This is a genomic window from Bradyrhizobium genosp. A (assembly GCF_049949275.1).
GTDB lineage: Bacteria > Pseudomonadota > Alphaproteobacteria > Rhizobiales > Xanthobacteraceae > Bradyrhizobium.
Map to the genome: position 1 here is coordinate 6,213,327 of NZ_CP188196.1, position 20,691 is coordinate 6,234,017.

General features: G+C 62.5%; 23 protein-coding genes and 2 pseudogenes. 12 read left to right on the plus strand and 13 right to left on the minus strand.

Going from position 1 to position 20,691, the window contains the following annotated elements:
• Positions 1-175: 175 nt before the first annotated feature.
• Complete coding sequence (gene ccoS, locus ACP2YP_RS29125; protein ID WP_426426298.1) at positions 176-250, minus strand: cbb3-type cytochrome oxidase assembly protein CcoS; 75 nt, start codon at positions 248-250, stop codon at positions 176-178.
• 607 nt (positions 251-857) lie between these two features.
• Between ccoS and ACP2YP_RS29130 the strand changes: the two genes are divergently transcribed.
• The 7 genes from ACP2YP_RS29130 to ACP2YP_RS29160 all read left to right on the plus strand — a co-directional run bounded on the left by ACP2YP_RS29130 (position 858) and on the right by ACP2YP_RS29160 (position 6,378).
• Positions 858-1,064 (plus strand): hypothetical protein, encoded by a 207-nt coding sequence (locus tag ACP2YP_RS29130; protein ID WP_426419687.1) that lies wholly within the window; start codon positions 858-860, stop codon positions 1,062-1,064.
• 37 nt (positions 1,065-1,101) lie between these two features.
• Positions 1,102-1,335 carry a hypothetical protein gene (locus tag ACP2YP_RS29135; RefSeq protein WP_426419688.1) on the plus strand — a complete coding sequence of 78 codons (234 nt, stop codon included), beginning with the start codon at positions 1,102-1,104 and terminating at the stop codon, positions 1,333-1,335.
• A 701-nt stretch (positions 1,336-2,036) separates the two neighbouring features.
• Positions 2,037-2,636, plus strand: a complete 600-nt coding sequence (locus tag ACP2YP_RS29140) for a PepSY domain-containing protein (RefSeq protein WP_426419689.1) — start codon at positions 2,037-2,039, stop codon at positions 2,634-2,636.
• Positions 2,637-3,119: 483 nt separating this feature from the next.
• A complete protein-coding gene (locus tag ACP2YP_RS29145; protein ID WP_426419690.1) occupies positions 3,120-4,292 on the plus strand; it encodes a DUF3734 domain-containing protein in 1,173 nt (390 codons plus the stop codon).
• Positions 4,293-4,328: 36 nt separating this feature from the next.
• The gene (locus ACP2YP_RS29150; protein WP_426419691.1) at positions 4,329-5,120 is read left to right on the plus strand and encodes an acetoacetate decarboxylase; all 792 of its coding nucleotides are present in this window, start codon (positions 4,329-4,331) and stop codon (positions 5,118-5,120) included.
• Between the two features lie 37 nt (positions 5,121-5,157).
• A complete protein-coding gene (locus ACP2YP_RS29155; protein ID WP_426419692.1) occupies positions 5,158-5,946 on the plus strand; it encodes a 3-hydroxybutyrate dehydrogenase in 789 nt (262 codons plus the stop codon).
• Between the two features lie 57 nt (positions 5,947-6,003).
• Positions 6,004-6,378, plus strand: a complete 375-nt coding sequence (locus ACP2YP_RS29160; RefSeq protein WP_426419693.1) for a hypothetical protein — start codon at positions 6,004-6,006, stop codon at positions 6,376-6,378.
• Between the two features lie 21 nt (positions 6,379-6,399).
• On the opposite strand, the gene ACP2YP_RS29165 is transcribed toward ACP2YP_RS29160, so the two are convergent.
• The 3 genes from ACP2YP_RS29165 to ACP2YP_RS29175 all read right to left on the minus strand — a co-directional run bounded on the left by ACP2YP_RS29165 (position 6,400) and on the right by ACP2YP_RS29175 (position 7,695).
• Positions 6,400-6,609 carry a hypothetical protein gene (locus tag ACP2YP_RS29165; RefSeq protein ID WP_426419694.1) on the minus strand — a complete coding sequence of 70 codons (210 nt, stop codon included), beginning with the start codon at positions 6,607-6,609 and terminating at the stop codon, positions 6,400-6,402.
• Positions 6,606-6,803: a hypothetical protein gene (locus tag ACP2YP_RS29170; protein WP_426419695.1), complete on the minus strand. Its 198-nt coding sequence runs from the start codon at positions 6,801-6,803 to the stop codon at positions 6,606-6,608. Before ACP2YP_RS29170 ends, ACP2YP_RS29165 begins: the two co-directional genes overlap by 4 nt.
• A 136-nt stretch (positions 6,804-6,939) precedes the next feature.
• Entirely contained in the window at positions 6,940-7,695 is a 756-nt protein-coding gene (locus ACP2YP_RS29175; RefSeq protein WP_426419696.1) for a carbonic anhydrase, read from the minus strand.
• Positions 7,696-7,980: 285 nt separating this feature from the next.
• Between ACP2YP_RS29175 and ACP2YP_RS29180 the strand changes: the two genes are divergently transcribed.
• A complete protein-coding gene (locus ACP2YP_RS29180) occupies positions 7,981-9,075 on the plus strand; it encodes a calcium:proton antiporter (RefSeq protein ID WP_426419697.1) in 1,095 nt (364 codons plus the stop codon).
• A gap of 68 nt (positions 9,076-9,143) precedes the next feature.
• On the opposite strand, the gene ACP2YP_RS29185 is transcribed toward ACP2YP_RS29180, so the two are convergent.
• Complete coding sequence (locus ACP2YP_RS29185; RefSeq protein WP_426419698.1) at positions 9,144-9,464, minus strand: hypothetical protein; 321 nt, start codon at positions 9,462-9,464, stop codon at positions 9,144-9,146.
• A 265-nt stretch (positions 9,465-9,729) separates the two neighbouring features.
• On the opposite strand from ACP2YP_RS29185, the pseudogene ACP2YP_RS29190 reads away from it, so the two are divergent.
• Positions 9,730-9,855: pseudogene (locus tag ACP2YP_RS29190) on the plus strand (2-hydroxyacid dehydrogenase); the annotation flags it as partial.
• Positions 9,856-9,866: 11 nt separating this feature from the next.
• Here ACP2YP_RS29190 and ACP2YP_RS29195 read toward each other — a convergent pair.
• The 7 genes and pseudogenes from ACP2YP_RS29195 to ACP2YP_RS29225 all read right to left on the minus strand — a co-directional run bounded on the left by ACP2YP_RS29195 (position 9,867) and on the right by ACP2YP_RS29225 (position 17,660).
• Positions 9,867-10,511, minus strand: a complete 645-nt coding sequence (locus ACP2YP_RS29195; protein WP_426419699.1) for an SDR family oxidoreductase — start codon at positions 10,509-10,511, stop codon at positions 9,867-9,869.
• Between the two features lie 38 nt (positions 10,512-10,549).
• Positions 10,550-11,251 carry an HpcH/HpaI aldolase family protein gene (locus ACP2YP_RS29200; protein ID WP_426419700.1) on the minus strand — a complete coding sequence of 234 codons (702 nt, stop codon included), beginning with the start codon at positions 11,249-11,251 and terminating at the stop codon, positions 10,550-10,552.
• 162 nt (positions 11,252-11,413) lie between these two features.
• A pseudogene (locus ACP2YP_RS29205) lies at positions 11,414-12,265 on the minus strand (aminotransferase class I/II-fold pyridoxal phosphate-dependent enzyme); the annotation flags it as partial.
• A 322-nt stretch (positions 12,266-12,587) separates the two neighbouring features.
• Positions 12,588-15,086, minus strand: a complete 2,499-nt coding sequence (locus ACP2YP_RS29210) for a two-component system VirA-like sensor kinase (RefSeq protein WP_426419701.1) — start codon at positions 15,084-15,086, stop codon at positions 12,588-12,590.
• Positions 15,083-15,922: a cytochrome-c peroxidase gene (locus ACP2YP_RS29215; protein ID WP_426419702.1), complete on the minus strand. Its 840-nt coding sequence runs from the start codon at positions 15,920-15,922 to the stop codon at positions 15,083-15,085. Before ACP2YP_RS29215 ends, ACP2YP_RS29210 begins: the two co-directional genes overlap by 4 nt.
• Before the next feature lie 140 nt (positions 15,923-16,062).
• Positions 16,063-16,863: a DUF1127 domain-containing protein gene (locus tag ACP2YP_RS29220; protein WP_426419703.1), complete on the minus strand. Its 801-nt coding sequence runs from the start codon at positions 16,861-16,863 to the stop codon at positions 16,063-16,065.
• Positions 16,864-16,922: 59 nt separating this feature from the next.
• Complete coding sequence (locus ACP2YP_RS29225) at positions 16,923-17,660, minus strand: response regulator (protein ID WP_426426299.1); 738 nt, start codon at positions 17,658-17,660, stop codon at positions 16,923-16,925.
• A 733-nt stretch (positions 17,661-18,393) separates the two neighbouring features.
• Here ACP2YP_RS29225 and ACP2YP_RS29230 point away from each other — a divergent pair.
• The 3 genes from ACP2YP_RS29230 (at position 18,394) to ACP2YP_RS29240 (ending at position 20,287) form a co-directional block, all read left to right on the plus strand.
• Positions 18,394-18,618, plus strand: a complete 225-nt coding sequence (locus ACP2YP_RS29230; protein ID WP_426419704.1) for a hypothetical protein — start codon at positions 18,394-18,396, stop codon at positions 18,616-18,618.
• The gene (locus tag ACP2YP_RS29235; protein WP_426419705.1) at positions 18,615-18,809 is read left to right on the plus strand and encodes a hypothetical protein; all 195 of its coding nucleotides are present in this window, start codon (positions 18,615-18,617) and stop codon (positions 18,807-18,809) included. The genes ACP2YP_RS29230 and ACP2YP_RS29235 overlap by 4 nt, the downstream gene beginning before the upstream one ends.
• Before the next feature lie 248 nt (positions 18,810-19,057).
• Positions 19,058-20,287 carry an acyl-CoA dehydrogenase family protein gene (locus ACP2YP_RS29240; RefSeq protein ID WP_426419706.1) on the plus strand — a complete coding sequence of 410 codons (1,230 nt, stop codon included), beginning with the start codon at positions 19,058-19,060 and terminating at the stop codon, positions 20,285-20,287.
• Positions 20,288-20,420: 133 nt separating this feature from the next.
• Here the strand turns inward: ACP2YP_RS29240 and ACP2YP_RS29245 are convergent, their stop codons facing one another.
• The gene (locus tag ACP2YP_RS29245; RefSeq protein WP_426419707.1) at positions 20,421-20,603 is read right to left on the minus strand and encodes a hypothetical protein; all 183 of its coding nucleotides are present in this window, start codon (positions 20,601-20,603) and stop codon (positions 20,421-20,423) included.
• Positions 20,604-20,691: the final 88 nt, after the last annotated feature.

Consider the following 20,691-nt stretch of genomic DNA (forward strand, 5'->3'; position numbering starts at 1 on the left):
ATCGCGGCAACGTGAGATTATGCCGTGCAGCGATAAGTGGCGCAACCTAAGCCAAAGTACCGGCCCGGCGGCATCCTTGAAGGCGCTGGAGTTCGGACAGCGGAGAAGGCGGGGCCGCTCCATGGCCGTAGAAGACTGTATTTAGATACCGCTCATGAACCCCGTACCCGGTCGCTTAGCGGTCGGGACCCTCACCGCCTTCGAACAGGATGCGCTGAGCCGCGCCTTCGAGGTCGTCATATTGGTGCACTGCCGTCTCTTACATGATGCCAAGCTCAAACAGCCGTCGTGCGGCGAGGACGTGAACCATTGGCGAGCCGAGCGCAGGGAGGTGACGATGAGCACCGCAATCGCGATGGTGATGGCGCGATGGGCATCGCCAGATACGGTGGTCCAGCCAATGAAAGCCAGTAATGGCCACCCTGCTGCGCCAGTCGGATGTTCGAGAAGGTATCTCAACCGGGCCCCACCGTATCGTCGTGTCGCGGCTTACGTCTCTGGTTGCGCTGAATGAGCTTTCGCTTACTTCTCTCTGCTCGGCCCTTCAGCTAGGGTGTTGCCGTGGTGAACGGCACTACGCCGAAGTGACATCAGTCAACGAGGCGTTTCTTGGGGAAGCAGTCGCTCCCCCTTTTTGCAAGAACTGTCAGCCCCGAAGATTCCGGAGGGGTCGGGCCAGGTGAAAAGCACACTTGGCTGCGACCGATTGCGGTGATGCATGGCGGACATGTCCCGGTCCTAGCCCTCTGAGCTCCATATCCGGAGCGCAACTACAAGCATGATGTCCCTGCTTGACAAGGGCGCCGGCGTGCGCTGTATATGAACTATACGGTTTAGTATATTTCGGAGACTGACAAATGTCGACGTTCTTGCTGACGCTCGCAAAGGAAAACCCCTGGCCGACGCTTGCGCTCGCCTCACTCAATCTCGTCGTCGCGTTGTCTCTGATGGGCATCGGATTGGCGCTCGGCATTACCGTTTCGCTGGTGGCCTGGATCCATGCTCGTCTCGATAGGCAGATCGTACCGATCGCAGCTCGAGCCCGGCGGAGCGCCGCCCGATGACCGCACCCCGTCCCTATGCTCGGGACAGCATCGCATCATGACCAGATCTCCTGAGGTTCTGCCCCTTGTCGAAGTATTCGACGTGATGCGTCTGGATCCGCCCACCGGACACGTTGTGTGGACCGGTCTCACGGGCACGCGAACGGCCCTCAAGCGTGACGGGTTCGAGATCGATCCGGAGCGGACGGCGTATTGCCCAAGCGAATGGCTCGACGAGCGCGGCTATCTCGACAGCGAACTCGCGCGCATCCGCGCCCCTTGGGGCATCTGACCATGAGACGAACTGATTTTATCCTCAGGAGCCGAGTGCCGTGAGCAGGAAATTTGCTCTATCAATGCGCGCGAGCAGCTCGGCCGAATCTGCAATTCCCCTGCGCGGCTATTTCCTGTCGGTTGGAGGAGCGTTGCTGTTGCTGCTGTTCGCCGCCGACTGGGTGTTGCCCGCGCCCGCGCCGATCCGATCTGATGAATCGCATTCTGTGCGCCCGCCGATCCGGATCCTCTCCGAGATGAAGCGGCCGGAAATGGTTGTCATCGATACCAACAGGGCCGCCCCGACCCCGGTGCCCCCAGACGAGATCGCCTCGAGTAGCTCGCAGCTGCCGAGCTCCGAGTTGGCAAACGCAGCACAGCAGCCGCCTCCGTCAGTCTCTGAGCAACTCGACGAGGGTGAGGGTAGCCCCATAACATTGCGCCAAACCCACTCCCCTGCTCGCGAGAGCTTGGCGCAGCTTGAACCGGCCGTTCGCGATCAGGCTGGTCCGGGCAAAAGGCACCGCGCTGTCAAATCGGAACCGCAGCGCAGGTTTGCTCAGGCCCGGAGATGGAGCCGGCAACCTGCTCGGCACCCGGCTTTCGATACTGATGTTGGGTGGTGCGATTCCCCGGACCGTCAGCACGGCTCTTGTCGATACGCATTTATGCAGTCCCGGCGAACCAAGCCCACATTCAGAGAAGCGCAGGATTAGCCCGATGACGAACAAGCGGCTATTTGCCATCATGCTTTGCTCCGCCACGCTTGCTGCCGCCGACGTCGCTGCCGCCACGCCGCCGCCTTTGGACGCCGCAAGTCTAGGTGCAGCTGATCAGCGCGATGCCGAGGATGCAGCGCTTCGCCGCATGCTCGAGCAATTCCGCGCCATACAGATATCACTGACCGAGGCGATGGCTACCGCGGAGCGTTTGCACGACGGCTCGCGGACAGCAGACATCAGCTTCGAGATATCGGGTCCGCCCGCCTATCGCGCGCGGACGGTGAAGAATGAACGAATTTGGGAAAACGTCATCGATGCGAACACCGGGCGCGTGCTTCAGAAGGAAACGACATCGTCGCTGAAGGAGCTCGATCGAGGCGATCTGGCCAATATCATCGCCCTGAAATGGATCAAGCAACGGTTGTCTGATGCGGTGCGCGTTGCCGAGAAGGCCGCGGCCGGAAGCGCGCTTGCCGGCGGTCTGATGAAGCAGGATGGCAAACTCAATTTCGTGGTCGTCATCGCCAACGGCGACCGCTTGAAAGAGGTCATGCTCGAGCCGCCCAAACTCGCCACTGAGGGGGCGATCCATCAGTAGCGGCCTCATGGTCGGGGGCTCAGGCACGATCTTGTGAATTGCCTGATGCGGTCGACTTCACTAGATCAAAAATACACCGTATAGTTTCTTTAAGGTCGAAACGATGCTCACCCGTCGACGTAAACTTAGACCTGAGCCACGCATCGCTTGCATCACCTTCCTGCTGGCGGCTGCGCTCGCGGGCGCGAGCTTGCTTCCGGGCACGAGCCACGGCCATGCGTTGCACGGCCTCACCCCTTGCCACACGCATCATGGCAATCTTGGTTGCAGTTCAGTCGTTCGGCAGCCACAGCAGGGCAGCGGAGGCCGCAGCCGGCAAAAGGCAGCCCCGGAGCGCGGTACCGCATGCAGTGACTCGCACCAATCTGGCCGACGGACACCGCCCGCGATCGCTCTCGCTCGGCTCGTCGGGCCATCCACTCTCGAAGCGCCGATCAGCCTAGAACACCAGCCTCACCGCAAAATCCAACAGCAGGCCAACTCATGAACTTCCAGCCCAGAGCAGACCTCACTACCGCGCAACGCCGGCTACCATTTGATTGCATCGCCTTGCTCCTGCAGGGCGGCGGCGCCCTGGGCGCTTACCAGGCCGGCGTCTACCAGGCTCTCGCCGAGGCCGACATTCATCCGGATTGGGTCGCCGGCATCTCGATCGGCGCGATCAACGCGGCCATCATCGCAGGCAATCCGCCCGAGGCGCGCGTCGACCGGCTGCGTGATTTTTGGAACGAGGTAACCTCGCACGGGCCCTGGCATTGGCCCGGCGCATCCCTGCTGGATTCATTTCAAGGCGATGAGACTCGCAATCTGCTCAACCAGATCAGCGCGGGCTTTGCGCTGGCCTGCGGCGCAACCGGATTTTTTTCGGCACGCCCGACGCTGCCCTGGCTGCAAGCCGGCGGGAAGATCGAGGCCACCAGCTTCTACGACACCCGCGCGCTGAAGAGCACCCTGGAGCGTCTGGTCGATTTCGATCGCCTTAACGCCGGCATGACGCGCTTCAGCGCGGGTGCGGTCAACGTGAGAACCGGCAATTTCGTCTACTTCGACAATACCACGCACAGGATCCAGCCGGAGCATGTCATGGCGAGCGGCGCGCTGCCGCCGGGCTTTGCCGCCGTGGAGATCGACGGCGAGCACTATTGGGACGGCGGCCTGGTGTCAAATACGCCGCTCCAGTGGGTGCTCGAGGGGAGCACTCCCCAGGACATGCTTGCGTTTCAGGTCGATCTCTGGAACGCGCGCGGTCAGCCTCCGCGCAACATCGCCGAGGTCGCCACGCGCCACAAGGAGATTCAATTCTCGAGCCGCACGCGCGCAAATACCGATCAGTTCAAGCACGTCCAGCGTCTGCGTCATGCGCTCGCCGCTTTGCTCAACCGTCTCCCCGAAGACCTCAGCCAGCATGAAGATGTGAACCTCCTCAGCACGGCCGCCTCTCACAGCGTCTATAATATCGTTCAGCTGATTTATCGCGCGAGCAGCCACGAAGGTCCCTCAAAGGACTACGAATTTTCCCGTCCGTCGATGCAGGACCATTGGCGGGCCGGCTATCACGATGCGCTACGCACGCTGCGCCATCCCGAGGTGCTCGCTCGCCCCACCACGCCGGACGGCGTCTTCACGTTCGATCTTGAACAGGATGGCCGCGAGTGACCAGGCACATGATTGTGGACCGCATGGAGAAGGCGAATGCGTGAGAGTGAGGTCGTCAAGCAGGCGTTTGCAATGCCGCTGACCAGCCCGGCCTATCCGCCGGGACCGTATCGGTTCGTGAACCGCGAATACCTGATCATCACGTATCGCACCGATCCGGCAAGGCTGCGCGCCGTGGTGCCTGAACCGCTGGAGATCGACGAACGCGAGGCATTCGTGAAGTATGAATTCATTCGCATGCCGGACTCCAGTGGCTTTGGCGACTACACCGAGAGCGGCCAGGTCATCCCGGTGACCTTCCACGGGCGCAAGGGCGGCTACAATCACTGCATGTTCCTCAACGACGACGGGCCCATTGCAGGGGGACGCGAGCTCTGGGGCTTCCCGAAAAAGTTCGGTCAGCCGGCATTGCGGACCGAGATCGACACGCTCATCGGCACCCTCGACTACGGCCCGCTGCGGGTAGCAACGGGCACGATGGGCTACAAGCATCGCGAGGCCGACCTCGGAGAGGTCGAGGCCGCTCTCAAGGAACCGAACTTCCTGCTCAAGATCATTCCGCACGTCGATGGCAGTCCGCGGATCTGCGAGCTGGTCGAATACCGCCTCGAGGACATCGTGCTGAAGGGCGCCTGGAGCGGGCCTGCGGCACTGTCCTTGACGCCCCACGCCTTAGCGCCCGTCGCCGAGCTGCCGGTTCTGGAGATCGTCTCCGCGATCCATATCCGGACAGACCTGACGCTCGGTCTCGGCCGGGTGATCCACGACTATCTGCAACAGCCGCTCCGACGTTCGCTCCGGGCCACCGAGAGAACCCTGGTGACGTGATCGATCTCGTGCGTCAGAAACCAAACAGGTGAACATGATGGGTATTTTGAACGGTAAGACGGCCGTCGTGACCGGCTCGACCAGCGGTATAGGCCTCGCGTGTGCGCGTGCGTTTGCGGGTGCAGGCGCCAACATCGTGCTCAACGGAATGGGTGCGCCGGTGGAAGTCGAAAGCGAGCGCGCCGCGATCGAGAGCCATTTCGGGGTGAAGGCCGTCTACTCGCCCGCCGATATGGCAAAGCCCAAGGAAATTGCCGAGCTCATCGCGCTCGGGGAGAAGACCTTCGGCAGCGTCGACGTCCTCGTCAACAACGCCGGCATCCAGCACGTGTCGCCAATCGAGGAATTCCCGATCGAGAAATGGGATGCGATCATCGCGATCAACCTCTCCTCCGCCTTCCATGCCATTCGTGCGGCCGCGCCCGGCATGAAGCGACGCGGCTGGGGACGCATCATCACGACGGCCTCGGCGCATTCGCTGGTCGCCTCCCCGTTCAAGTCGGCTTATGTCGCGGCCAAGCACGGCATCGCCGGTCTCACCAAAACCGTGGCGCTGGAATTCGCCAGATCGAAGATCACCTGCAACTGCATCAGCCCGGGCTACGTTTGGACGCCGCTGGTGGAGAAGCAGATCCCGAATACGATGGCTGCGCGACACATGAGGCGTGATCAGGTCATCAGCGAGGTCCTGCTCGCGGCCCAGCCCACCAAGGAGTTCGTCACCTCGGAGCAGGTGGCCGCGCTCGCACTGTTCCTGTGCAGCGACGACGCCGCGCAGATCACCGGTGCCAATCTCCCGATCGACGGCGGCTGGACGGCGGCCTAGGCCGCGGTCGATCTCAGCCCTCCTCACCGCCGCGGCTCACAACACGGACTGCAAGCCATGTCTTACGAAATGTCTTCTGACGAAACGTCTTCTGACCAATCCAGCAACCACCTCGACCAGTGCAGCCGCCGGCGTATCGCCGGCTTCGACGGGCGCACTCGCTCGCCGCGCGATTCTGTGGCAAAGCCGCTCGATCTCGCCCGAGATGAGAACCTGGCCAACGCTCTGCGCCGGTGCGAGGACGCGTTCAATGAGGATGTGTTGCCTCTTGACGCCCGGCTGCGTGAGCCGCGCGAGTTCTACGCCGCGGTCGACATGGGTTGCCTGCCGCGCAACCAAAAGCAGGCGAGGTTAAAGCAAACGCTCCCCGCACGGCGCCAACGTCCCATGCGCATGCCGCTGCTTGATGGGCCGGCCACCGCGGAGGCTTGATAAAGGCTCCTCCTCTGCGCTCTAAGCTCCCCTTTTGTCTTGGGTGCCGAGCACGCAGCGCCATGCCGCGAGGCGCTCGGCCGGATGTTGTTTCATCCATTCGGCGAGCTGGGGTGCTCCCATCAGACAGGACTGCATCGAGATATCGGCGAAGCCGGAGGTGGTGACGAGTTGCTCGTGGCAGTTCGCTGGAGCGGCGAGATTGCACAGCACGGCAATGATCTTGATCATGACCACGGGCCCTTACCACTCCGATACGCCTCGGCGCCGCTGACCGTCTGAGCTGCCTGCACCTTATGCCCGCTGCCGTCCCCTGGGATGATCACCACCGGCGGAAAGATGCTGTCATAAATGGCGCGGGCTGCTCGAACAAGGCGCACTCGCTCGCGCTCGGAGTTTGATACGAATCGAATAACTTCACCCATATTCTCTCCAAAGGGTCAGTTGGAAATGCCGTCCGTCTACCCCGCCATAGGCTGCCTCAGACGCTGCTAGAAGGCGGTGACAGCTCTTTCTTTCACCGCTTCTGCCCTGCGCGATCGCAGTCCACGCGCGAGCTCTTTAGCGAGAGTTGAACAAGAGAATGAATCGCCGATCCCGGCTCTGTACTGGACGTGCGTTCATCGGGTACAGCTTCGCGAAGCGTGCAATATCGCGCTGGTCCACCTCGACCGGATCCCTAAGTACGATCCAGTCCACAGTCTCACTGCACGGCGGCGTCGTTAGCGATCCCTTGTAATGATAAAACGCACGCCTGGCCGGCATTAGGCGTAGGGGATCAATCGCAGGATCAATTGCGATTGGGGAACCTTTTTCCGGCGGCATCGTCGAGACGATTTTCGTGAAAGTATCGTTTGCCTTACCGGGAACTAGGAGCACCCCGATCACGGCGAGCCCGTCGCTACCGGCATGAACGAAATGCGCTTCCATGGCAAACCGCTTGCCGTCGACAAGATGCTCGCTTGGATGATGAAAGTGGAGCTGCTTCAGCGCGTATTCGTCGTCGCCCAGGTGAAGCGTGTCGCCTGCCGTGTAGTTGAGCTGAACGGTGTGGCCGTTATTGACGATCGCGACGGGCCGCTTGCTCCAGCTGATCTTCAATGATTCCTTTCGGCTCATGACCGGAGCGATAATATCAATGGGAGACTGCTGGTCGCCAGCCGAGCACACCGCAGACGCCGGGTCGAGGCCGCCCCATTTCTCGGGGCCTGCTGCTTCTTCGTAGCTCCAACTACTTTCCGCCGCGAAGCCGGTGGTGGCACACAGCGGACACAGCGCCAGGCCGGTCAACAGCCTGAGTGCCTGACGACGCGACATGGCCGCACTCACATCGCGCTCGTGATCCTCGCTTGAATGCATCCTGACTGCTCCTGCGGTCTCAAGTGCTGCTGGTTGCGCGCATCAGCGCTTGCGAGACTGTAGCGGAGCTGGCTCCGAAGCAATTCTACCGCCGGCGCGCCGCACTAAGCCAACGCTTAGAACGCTCTCCCCTGCAGCTATTGCTTCGTACGCTCGCTCAATGGATTCTCGCGCTGAATGATTTGAGGGGGCCTGGATGTTTGCTCAGGCGGACGCAGCATTTTTCAGCGGGTTTGCCAGCTCATGAGCGTGCACGAATCGATTCCGAAATCGACATGGATATTTCCGGCGCTCGCTGCCCTGCTCTACGCAAGCATCGTTGCCACGCACTATGAATATGCGGCATCCTGGATCGCCGTTCTGTTCGCGCTGGTGCTCCTGGTCGTCCTGTTCGGCACCGTTTTCGCTGCCGTGCACCACGCGGAAGTGATCGCACACCGGATTGGCGAACCCTACGGCACGCTCCTGCTCACGCTGGCGGTGACCATCATCGAGGTGGCGCTGATCGCAACCATGATGCTGGGGCACCGTGAAGTGCCGACGCTCGCGCGCGATACTGTATTCGCCGTGGTAATGATCGTTTGCAACGGTCTGGTCGGCCTCTGCATCTTCATTGGCGGCCTGCATTATAAGGAACAGGACGTCCAGGTCTCCGGCGCCAGTCTCTATCTCAGCGTGCTGTTCACGATCGCGACGATCACGCTCATTCTGCCGAATTACACCCTGACCGCGCCGGGTCCAGTCTTTTCAGAGGCTCAGCTGGAATTCGCAAGCGTGGTCACCCTGCTGCTTTACGGCGTCTTCGTCTATATCCAGACCGTCCGGCATCGGGACTATTTTGTGAACAGGGCCGACCGGGGCGGTAACGGGGCGTCGGTTTCGAGCGGGATGCTGGCGTTGAGCGGCGCGCTTCTGCTGGTGTCACTCCTTGCCGTCGTGCTGCTGTCAAAAAAATTCTCTCTTGTAGTCGAGGCCACCGGCGCCGCAATCGGCGCCCCGCCCGCCTTCGCCGGCGTGGTCGTCGCAATGCTGATTCTGCTTCCGGAAAGCGTCTCGGCGATTTCGGCAGCCCGCAGGGACAATCTGCAGAAGAGCGTCAATCTGGCGCTCGGCTCGTCACTCGCAACCATCGGACTGACCGTTCCTGCGGTGGCGATCGCGGCCTGCGTGCTCGACAAGCAGCTTGTCCTCGGACTGCCGCAGCAGAACATCGTAGAGCTGGTGCTGACTTTTGCGCTGAGCGCACTGACCTTCGGCACCGGGCGAACCAACATCCTGTTCGGACTGGTTCACATCATGGTCTTTGCCGTGTTTCTGTTCCTGGTTTTCGTCCCGTAAGCCGTATGGCTTCCTGCCCGCCGCCGCGCCGGGGTTGCACAGCCAACCCCGGCCGGCAGTGAGACCCTTCAGGGGATCATCCCGCAGTCGAACATTTTGTTGGCGACCGGGGCCGCAACCTTGTTGATGAACTTGACGCGCAGGGAAGGATTGCTCCTCAGGAAGCCGACCGCTGCGGCGACGATCTCCGCCGGGGGCTCGCCCTTTTTTGCCTTCAGATCCTCGCAACTTGACGATTTGTATTTTTGAATGACCATGCCTGCCACCATCTCCAGCATGGGTCCGTCCGGCGGCAAGTCCGGCGGCACTTGAGCTGTAGCTGGGACAATCGACATCACCGATATCATCGATATCATCGATATCATCGCCGCGCCGATCAAACCTTTCATTGTCATCTCACGCACCCGGGAAAGAGGCGAGGTCGGCGACTGATGCGGGATCGTTCTTGATCCGACGCTGCAGTTCGTCACAAGTGGGGCGCTCATCCAGCGCGAGCGCACCAGCGGCTGAGTACATCAAGAGGATCTCCTGTTCAATTAGACTATACCGTATAGTTTATTTATGTGCAGCCTTATTGGCAGCGTGTCAAGCCCGGAGCATAAGCGAGGCTGGAGCGCTCACGCGATTGTAACGGTACGGGTGAAACCAATGACCAGGGAGACCAATACGCCGGACGTGCTAACCGCTGATGTCGCCGACATGGCCGTTGGTCTTTTGCTGGCAGCCGCAGGGAAGATACCGCAGGCCGACCGGTTCGTGCGGGAGGGGAAGTGGGCCGACGGAGCGTCGGATCACAGGCAGGTCGTGATCCCGCCGTCGACGTAGAGCGTATGCCCGTTAACGAAGGACGACGCCTCGCCCGACAGGAACACGGCGGCGCCAATCAGCTCGTCGACATTGCCCCAGCGCGACGCAGGTGTCCGCTTCTCGAGCCAAGCCGAGAACTCGGGATTGTCTATCAGCGCTTGGTTCAAGGGAGTCTTGAAATAGCCAGGCGCAATCGCATTGGCCTGGAGACCATACTTTGCCCAATCGGCGCACATGCCGCGGGTCAGATGGCCGACATAGAAGGCGCTGGACACGTTGGTCGTCAGCAATTCATCCCATTTCTCTGCCGGAAATTCCTCCAACGGGGCGCGGAACTGCATGCCGGCATTGTTGACGAGAATATCGATTGGCCCGATCGCTTGCTCAATGCGTAAGATTCCACCCCGAACAGCCGCGGCGCGGGTTACATCGAAGCTCGTCACTGCGACATCGTGACCACAGGCTCTGACGCTTCCCGCGGCCGCATCCAATTTGTTGCGATCGCGTCCATTCAGCACCACGGAGGCGCCATGCTCGGCGAGCCCTCGCGCGATCGCAAGCCCGATCCCTTGCGACGACCGCGTAACCAGCGCGCGTCGGCCGGCGAGATTGAACAGTTCGAATGCCATGGTGCCCCTCTCACAGCACGGGCCGCGGCGTCAGCCGCTCAACGCGCGAGCAGCTTCTTGACGCCGGCCAAACCGACACGCAGGAACGGATCGGAGTGGATGTAGAAATACCGCACGCCCTGTTCGAGCCATGACGGCAGTTCGTCCGACGTCACGAGCGTTCCGGCCACCTTGCCGGCCGCGCGGATCTTCTTCACCGCATAGGCAACCCGCTCCATCACGGCCTGCGGCCGCGGCTGACCCAACGGCGGAGCCGGCGGATAGCCCATGTTCTGCGACAGGTCGCCGGGCCCGATGAAGAAGACATCGATCCCTTCTACCGCGAGCAACTCTTCGATGTTGTCGATCGCCTTCGGCGTCTCAATCATGGCGATGATCAGCCGCTTCTCGTAATCGGCAGGGCAGGCATAGCGCACCGCGTCGACGATGGCGCGCGCCTGATCCGCGGTATCCACCATCGGCACCATCAGGCCGTCGGCGCCAGCATTGAGATAGCGGATCAGGAGTGGCCGCTCATGGGAGTGCGGACGGACGATCGCCGCTCCGCCCGCACCGCGGATGGCCTGCGCGGTCACGCGTACGTCGTCGAAGCTCCAGGTGCCGTGCTCGCAATCGACGAAGATCGCGTCCGCACCGAGCTCGACCAAACGGACGGCGAGGCCCGATGACGCATGATGCGGCGTGAACATGGTGACCGCCTCGCCCCTGGCAAGGCGCTCGCGCAATTTGGCTCCGTTCATGGGAGATCCTCTTCTTTAGCTCTTCGGCTTGTCGGCAAGGTCGGCGGGAGCGCCGACCCAGCGTGCCGCTTCGATGTCGGCGGATGTGTCGCGCATGAAGGTCGGGCAGATGTGCAGTTCGGGGATCATCGCGCCCTTTTGCAGACTGGCGCAGAGCAGCACCGCGCGTGCGACGTCGTGCGCATTGGTTGCGATCGACAGGCGGAAATATGGGGAGAGCCCGTAGGCTGCGCCCTGGACGGCAGCGACGCCAACGCCGTCGAGCAGGTACAGCACGAAATCGAGGTCATTCTCGATTGCCTTCCCTTCCGGCGTGGTCTTGCCGATCACACCGGCACAGCCGGGATAGAGGTAGAAGGCACCGTCCGGCACAAGGCACGACAATCCGGGGATCGCGTTCAGCCGCGCGCAGGCAAAATCGCGACGCTCCTTGTAGAGCTTGACGCTGTCGCGAACGAACGACTGGTCGCTGGTCAGGGCATGGGCGGCGGCCGCCTGGCTGATCGACGACGGACAGGACGACATCTGCGACTGCAGCTTGTTGATGGCGGCGACCAGCGGCGCGGGACCAGCTGCATAACCGATCCGCCATCCGGTCATGGCGTAGGTCTTGGACACGCCGTTAGTGAGCAGGATGCGATCTTTCAAGGCGGGCACCGCGGCGGCCAGCGTCGTCGCGGGCTCGTCGCGGTACCAGATCTGGTCGTAGATATCGTCCGACAGCACGAGGACATTGGGATGGCGCAGCAGCACCTCGCCGATCGCCCTGAGGTCTTCGCGGGAGTAGGCTGCACCGGTCGGGTTCGAGGGTGCATTGAGGATCAGCCAGCGTGTCCGCGGCGTAATAGTCGCTTCGAGCGCGTCTGCCGTCAGCTTGAAGCCCTGGTTCTCGGAGCAGCGGACGATCACCGGCTTGCCGTCATTGGCGATGACCATGTCGGGATAGGAGACCCAATAGGGCGCCGGAATGATGACCTCTGCTCCCTCCTCTACGCTCGCCATCAGCGCCAGGAACTACGGGTGACATCGCGGAACTAACCGCGACAACCGTTGACGCGCTATGTTCATGCTTTGCTGTCGTTTCGCACAGCTGGATACAGTGGAGAAGCAGTGCGACGGAGAGAGTGTCAGTCAATCCCCATTGAAAGATAAAGCATTTTCGACCTTCTTAGGCCAAAACCCACCATTTGAGCTACGGCCGAAAACAGGCGTTTCGTCTGCGCCAAGCCGCTATCCGATCGCGATCGCGGCGAAGCCCAACAACTCGCCGCGCCTGAGCTGCCAGCATGATTGCGCGCTTCGATGAATGCGCTCCCGACAGCCAAAGCGTGAAGGGTCAGCACGTCGAGAAAGCGCGCGCCGGTTGGCGTTGCAGCCGACCATCGGGCCGCGTCAACGCCGCACTATCGGCAAGCGCCATCGCGAGTTCTTCGGCAATGATCGGCCAGCGCACGACGTCGGCAATGCCGGCCGTCAGCACCGCATCGGCGCCGATTTCGATCACAGCCTTAGAGGCAAGCACGATCGGAAGGCGCGGGGCGGCCGCGTGCAGGGCAGCCGCCAATTCGAGCGACCGCGCGGCCGGGCCGAAGTGGCCGACCACCGCCATGTCGAAGCGATCCGCGTCCGCCCGGCAGGCCGCCAGCGCGGCATCCGCATTGGTGAACCCCACCGGCTCGTAGCCGAGTGCCGCGAGCATTTCCTCGTCGCGCAATACGCCTTCGGCATCGTGGGCCACCAGCATGACGGTCGCGCCCCTTCCGCCCGGAAAGGCAGCGCCGCCAGCCTCCGACGCCGGTTCAGCGGTCGCTCTTGGCAACCAGACCTCGAAACGGCTTCCCTCGTTGACCTTGCTCTGCACACTCACCGCTCCGCCGTGCTCGTGGGCGATCTCGCGCACGGTCGCAAGTCCAAGGCCGTTGCCGGACAACCGCGTGGTGAAGAAGGGTTCAAAAATGCGCCCCAGTATCGCCTCGTCCATGCCATGACCGGTATCGGTCACCGCGATGCAGACATAGTGGCCGGGCCCGATATCGTCGTGGCTGAGCGCAAGGGGTTCGGAAACCTCGCGCAGCTCGGTCGAGACGTCGATGCGGCCGCCGTCCGGCATCGCATGCGCGGCATTGTTGCAGAGATTGAGGATCACCTGCTGCAACGGAGCGTCGTCGCCGGATACGATGGTCGCGACCGGAGGCTGGCGGATGACGAGGTCGATACCCTTGGGCAGTGAGACACCGAGTAGCGATGTTGTCTCGGCGATCAGCGCGCTGACGCTCAAAGGGTTGCGGCGGGCATCACGCCGGCGCCCGAAGGCCAGCATCTGGTCGACAAGATCCCGCGCCCGTTCCGCACCCCGACCAGCCAGATTGTGCGCAAATCGTGAATCCGAGCAACCCTGCTCCTGCATCACCTCCGAATGGCCCAGGATGCCGCCCAATATGTTGTTGAAGTTGTGCGCGATGCCGCTGGTGAAGGTGCCGATCTTCTCCATGCGCCGGGCTTGCCGCAGACGCGTCTCGAGCCGCGCGCGTTCCTTCTCCATCGTGCGCCGCTCGACGGCCTGGAGGATGGTATCGAGCGCCATGCGAACGAGCGCAAGCTCTCCACGCGTCTTGATAGGGCAAGCTCGTCCGATTGCATCGAAGCCGAGCGCAACGCGCGCGCCGTCCTTCTGGACATTCGTCGCGCAGGCCCAACCGCCGAGACCGAGTTCGAGGCATCGCGCCTTGCTATCGCCGATGGGCATCCGACTGACACGGGGAATATGAACCACGCCGTCGGCGCAGGTCACGAGTTGCATCGCAAGCTCAATGGCCCCTGCCGGCCAGCCGGGAGGAGGCGGCGAACCGGGCTTGTGCCAGAGGTGGAGACGCGGTGTCGGACCGGCCATGACGAAATAGGCGCGGTCTGAGCCGGTGCAGGCGGCCAGCTCCGTGACGGCCCGGTCGATTTCGCCGTCGATGCTGTGCGGCCGCGCGTTAATGAAACGCATGGAGATGCCCGCGATCACATGCTCGAACGCCGCACGACGTTGTAGCGCGTTGGCGCCCGACTTGAGGCGAATGCCAAGATGAACCAGGAACGCAACCAGGATCAGCGAGGTCGCGTAGAGCAGCCCGCGATACCGCCGGGCCTCCCTGCGCGATGCAATCTGGTGCTTCACGATCATGCCGCGGAGCGCTTCCTGTTCCTGCTTCTGAGGCAGAGCACGCAGTGCCTTCAATGTGTCGTCGCCCGAGGGCAGCAGCCCGTGAAGCAATCGCCCGTGCGCCAGCATTGTCTCGACGGAGCTTCCCACCCCCATCCGACTCGCCTGACGGTCGAGCTCATCGAGGCGGTCTTGCACCTCGCGCACGGAGCCTGACGACGTGTCGAGCGTCAGATGCAGGATTGCGGCCGCGGCCGCAGTGATCGCTAGATCGAGGTCCGACGAATCCGCCCCGACGCGAAAGCGTCCGAAGAAGGCCAGCGAATTCTGAAGCAAGGCATTGCCGCTCTTGAAGTGCTCAACCAGCTCTTGCTGGCGATCGACCAATGCGGCCAGACGATCGACTGCGGCATTCGTGTCCATATCGATCGCGGATGTGGCGCGCAGGCGGTCGAGAGAATCGTGCAGCGCGTCGACCTCATTCACCAGCGGATCATAGTTGCGCAGTGTGCCGGCGCGCGCCGTGAAGACATCGCGATATAGCGCGTTCTCGATCGTGGCAAAGTAATCAAGCTCGACGAGCGCGCGATCGAAAAGCTCGGCCTGGGGATCGAACGCGCGCAGCGACAGCCACGTCAAGAGCAGGATCAGCGCGACGACGATCGCGATGGCTTGAGCCGCTCTCATGGCGCGATTCCGCCAACGGGAGAACCGCGATAGTTCCCGGTCAGGGTCTGCAGAAAGGCGACCAGCGAGGCCATCTGCTGGTCGGTCAGGGTCCGGTCGAGCTGCGCCGCCGCCATCCGTTTCACAGCGTCCTGGAGCGTTGCGGCACTGCCATCATGAAAATAGGGCGCGGTCGTCGCGACATTGCGCAGGCTCGGCACGCGCACCGTCTCGGGCGGCCCCGCGACCAGCTGACGAAACACGCCCTGCCGTTCGAACAGATTGCCGCCGACATTGACGCCCTGGTGACAGGAGCTGCATCCGAACGACTTGAACAAGCGATAGCCTTCGAGTTCAGTGGCCGACAGCGCCGATCCGTCGCCGCCAAGCCAGCGGTCGAACCGGCTTCCCGGGGTCAGGAGGGAGCGCTCGAAGGTCACGAGCGCGTCGAGGAAGCTGTCGCGGTCGGGCGGACGTCCATAGGCGGTACGAAAATCCCTGACGACGACGGCATCGGCGTTCAGTTTCCGGACGACCTCGTCGACGGTCGTGCGCAGATTGACGGGATTTTCGAGCGACGATTCGGCATGTGCTGACAAGGAGCGGAAATTGCCTTCCCAGTTCAGCCTGAAATTGAGGGAGGCGTTGAAGATCGTCGGGGTGTCTAACGGGCTCGAACCCCTGTGCGCCGCGCTGCCGCGGGCGCCATTGATGCGGAGGTCGTGGCAGGACGAGCAGGAGAGCTTTCCATCCGCAGACAAACGCGGATCGCTGAACAGGCGCTCACCGATTGCGAGCTTGAGCGGGTCGGCAGCGGGGGGCTGTGGAATAGGGGTGATTGGCTCTTCGTCGGTCACCGGTCTCGCCGACGACAATTCGGAGGGGCGTGGCGGCACCTGCGCGACCGCCGCGCCCGCGAGTATGGCGCACAGGCCAATCCAGCCGAGCCAATGGCACCCACGGAAAAGGAACGCACATGCCGGCGGCCCATGATGTATCATTCGAGCCGAACTCCACACCTTGCGATATATCCGATATCGCACCGCGTAATGCCGATGTCGCTTAGCGATCGATCGTCGAGGTTTTGCAGTTCGGCGATGGCGCGCCGGCGCGCCTGTCGCTGGCGGATTTTCGACAACAGCAGAGCCGCGGGCGTCATGATCGCGGTGCGCCAGCCTGAACGCGCGCCGGGCGCCTGCTCGAATCGATTCGTGGAGTTGGCACTGGCACAGGGCCGTGCTGCACCCGATGGCGGAAGGATTTGGACGGCTCTGATGTCCCCCTTCTTGTGCACCGAGAGGTGCAGGCTGTGTCTCGACGAATCCCGGCGGCGAGCAGGCGGCGCGGATGGCTTTGGTTCGCCAGACTCCGCGCGAACCGCGGCCTCAGGATGCATCGTGACGGCGTAGGCGACGCACCCCTCTAGTATCTGCAGGAACATCCACGACGCGACGGTCAAAAGGATGTCGCCGGCAGATTCGGTGTATCGCGCAGCGATCCGGAAGATCGATCGGGGCGCAACCGAGACCGACGCAATGGCGGAGCCCGGCGACGGCGCCGCTTCCTGTGGCAGCGCGCGCGGGTGGATGATGAGTGAAGGTCCATCGATCCGGCGCTGCCGCTCCGTTCGCGACCGCAATCTAGCGCAGGACAAGTGCTTTGCAACTGACATGGATTTCTCCCTGAGCGTGGTGGCCGGGGAGATTCTGTCGCGCGCATGTTTCGGGATTATTCCAGCGCCGGGAATTAAGACTACGGTTGTCATGTGCGGCGCGGCCTTCGCCGCGGCAGCAGACATCGGTCCACGTTGCCGCCGTGGATACAGGTTGGCTTTCTTTTGGGTTCTGAGCTCTGTCGTCACAGCGGTTCGACGGGCAGCGAGAAGACGTAGCCGATGCCCCGCTCGGTCCGGATGATGGACGGCGTGCTGGGATCGGCCTCGAGCTTGCGCCGCAGCCGCAACACCTGCACATCGATGCTGCGATCGAAGACATCTTCGTGAATGCGGGTGGCCTGCAGCAGATGCTCGCGCGACAGTGGCCGCTGCGGCGCATCGAGAAATGCGATCAGGAGCCCGTACTCGCCCTTGCTCAGTGCAACCGGTTCGTCCGCGGAATTGGTCAGGCGCCGATTGCGACGATCGAGCTGCCAGCCGCCGAATCGACAACTGCCTTTCTCCATCTCCCGCTGGATATTGGCCTGCCCGGTTTCCCGACGTCTCAGCACCGCGCGGATGCGTGCCAGCAGTTCTCTGAGGCCGAACGGCTTAGTGATGTAGTCATCGGCGCCCAGTTCGAGCCCGACCACGCGGTCGATCTCGTCGCGACGCTGACCCGTGGTGATGATGATGGGGACGTCCGACTGTGCGCGTATCTCACGAAGCAGATCGAGTCCGTCTTCCTCGCCAAGGCGCAGGTCGAGAACGACCAGATCTGGCTGGCTCCGGGCCAGCAGTCCACTCACCTCGTCACGCCGACTGGTGGACACCGCTCGGATGTCGTGATCCTCGAGATAATTCATCACCAGATGCCGCAGCGTGTTGTCGTCCTCGACCACGAGGCATGTCGGGGACCCGCGGTCTACGCTGGCGCTTATGGCCGATGGTTCAAACGATACGACAGTCTGGTTATCGAAGCCGCCCTCCTGATCGCGCGTCAATGCGCTTGGGCGGGGCGGCCCACTTTCGCTGCTTGCCGTCATCAAATCTCTCCGCCCCCGCAGCCATATATGGCCTGCCATCTTGCGCTGCAGAACACATTTTGGAGAGCAATGCGAGCGACCAATGGGATTGCAATGCCTGATGGAAGGCATATGCGGCGAAGCCGCAGACGGCGGGTTACAGCCGTAACGCAAAAAGACCTCGCGCGAAATCATCTCGCATTACCTGGCCAATAGCTCTCGTCGGGATCGCCGATGCGCCTCGGCCGGACCTGACGGACCAACGAGGATCAGGATGTTCCCGCGCCGGAACCAGCGGCCAAATGATCTAGGTTAGATCGCCATACTTGAATGGCCCGCCCCCGCTATTTCCGTCGCCGCAAACGCGCTGTCGATCTAGTCGGGCTTTCGCATCTCGCGCGCGGCGCGGGTCCTGGCCCGTCTGCTTTCGACGGTTGTTACGGCGATCAGCGTGCTCCTTATCGTCGGATTGTTCAAAGTGCATGCCCGCACTGCGCCGGCGGTAACGGAGGTTTCGGGCTAGCCGGCACAAGTTCGGCGCGGTGAGGAAATCTCCAACGGCTTCTGCAGCGGCTGTCATTCCAGGACAGGGACGCTCACCGGCGGCATCAACATCGCCGATGACTTACCTGTCCCGGTCGGTGCCTTCGTGCCTGTCCCGGTCGGTGCCTTCGTGTCCTCCAATCTCACGCCAGCGGGGCCGCTCGGTCGCTGGTCGGATGGCGAGATTTTCCGAGCCATTCGCAACGGTGTCGATCGCGATGGCCGCTGGCTGATCATCATGTCCTATACCAATGCCGGGAAGCTGAGCGACGACGACGCAAAGGCCGTCATCGCTATCAGGATTGCCGCGAGTGCCACGGCAAGCATTTGACCGGCGGCGTCCCCGGCCAACTCGCGCCGCTCGGCCCGGATCTCAATCTGGTGAAGGAATGGAAATTCGAAGAATTTGTCGCCGCCATGCGTACCGGCGTCGATCCGAATGGGCATGAAATGGCCAAGCAGATGCCCTGGAAGGCGATCGGAAGAATGAGCGACGAGGAATTGCCCGCCATCAATATCTGACGCATTTGCCAAATGCGTAACGATCTTGCCTTGGCCGCGCCGGCGACGATGCCGGCGCCGCCTAGGCAGATATCCGCAACGAGTTGCCGTTCGGATCGCGAGTGTTACTGACGTAACGCGATATCCCGTATCGGAAATTCTTCGCTAACACGGCGCGCCCAACCTGCCGAGTGGCCATTGGCATGACGCCAAAAGGCGAACCTCGGGTTCCGGCCATGTTCTGCGGAACTAACATTCGGGAGATCAGCATGACGACCAATGTCCAGATTGCGCGTCAAAGCGCAGACGCGCCTGTCAAACAACATCCCGCCGAGCATGGAGCCGCACGGCTGCTTGCCGCCATCGATGATCTGGCGCCGGAGCTTGCCGCTCGTAGCGCGGAAATCGAGCGCGCGCGTCGAGTTCCTGTCGACATCACCGACAGGCTGCTACGGATGGGCTTTTTCCGAACCCTGCTGCCGCGCAGCCATGGCGGGCTGGAACTGAGCGTGCCTGAGGTCTTGCCTCTGATTCAGGCCCTGTCCGCAGCCGACGGCTCGGTCGGCTGGGTGGCCATGATCGGCACGGCCGCGCTGATGTTCTGTACGCGGGCGCAACGCCCAACATTCGATAAGATGTTCGTGAAGGGCGTCGATGTTCGCGTGGCCGGCGCGGGCACGCCGGCCGGACGGGCGGAACTGGTCGATGGCGGCTATCGGGTCTCCGGGCGCTGGCCGTTCGCCAGCGGCTGCCAGGATGCGCAATGGATCGCGGGTTGTTGCGTCGTCTACAAGGACGGTGCGCCGGTTATGTCGGGCGCTGGGCCATTGACGCGATTCGTCGTGCTTCCGGCGGAACGCTGGCGTATCGAGGACACGTGGCGTGCCTCTGGTTTGGCAGGCAGCGGCAGCCATCACGTGGTGCTCGACAATGTCGCCGTCCCCGAGGCCGAGGGTTTTGATCTGTTTCAAGGGCCGTCATGCGTGCCGGGACCTTTCGCGGCTGCTATCGTGCCATTCATCGGAAGCTTACATGCGGCCGTCGCCATTGGCATTGCCACCGGGGCGACCATCGACCTCGCCGCCATGGCCGGCAGCGGCCGCCGCCAGCTCTTCGCTGGCGCCGATCTGAGGGACTCGCCCGTCTTCCAGCATGAATTCGGCCGCCTCGGCGCAGCGCTGCGTGCGGCGCGTGCGCTCTTGGAGGTTCAAGCCGAGGGCCATTGGCATCGCGCGATTGCGGGCGTGCTGGACGACAAGGCTGACTTCGTGCAAAGCCTGCAGGCCTCAGCCTGGATCCATGCGACCTGCAGCGACATCGTCAGCGGCTGCTATACGCTGGGCGGATCCAGCGTCGTGTTCAATGCGTCGCCACTGCAGCGGCGCTTGCGCGATATTCACGCCGCCAGGCAACATGTCTTCGGCCAGGAACGGTTCTACGCGCGCGCCGGAGCGCTCGCGCTCGGCTTCCCGCCGGTCAGTCCGCTTTCAGGACAATAAGGCCGCAAAGGAGGCCCGGGCGCATCGGCATGATCACATCGCCATCGGCGATCATCCGATGATCGCCCGACCGTCGCCCGGGCGCCAAGTCGACCCTGCGTGCATCATGCTCTAGCGAACAAGGCCGATCGATTCAGGGATAATCACGTTCATTGTTTCGTATCTGCGAGGCGGGCGATTCCGCCTGCTCTTTCTCAATAACCGCAACCGACGAATAGCCGACGAGGTGCATCAGTTCGACGCCGCGATAACCCCTGTCTGTCCCGTCGCGGAAATCAGTGCGATTACCGGTCAAGACGGCGTGAGGTGCGATCACTGATCGCGCGCCCGGAATCGATCGCGTGGCGCGACGCCTTGCGTTTCGGATCGACCGCCTACATCTGGCGAACACTGGTTGCACGGAT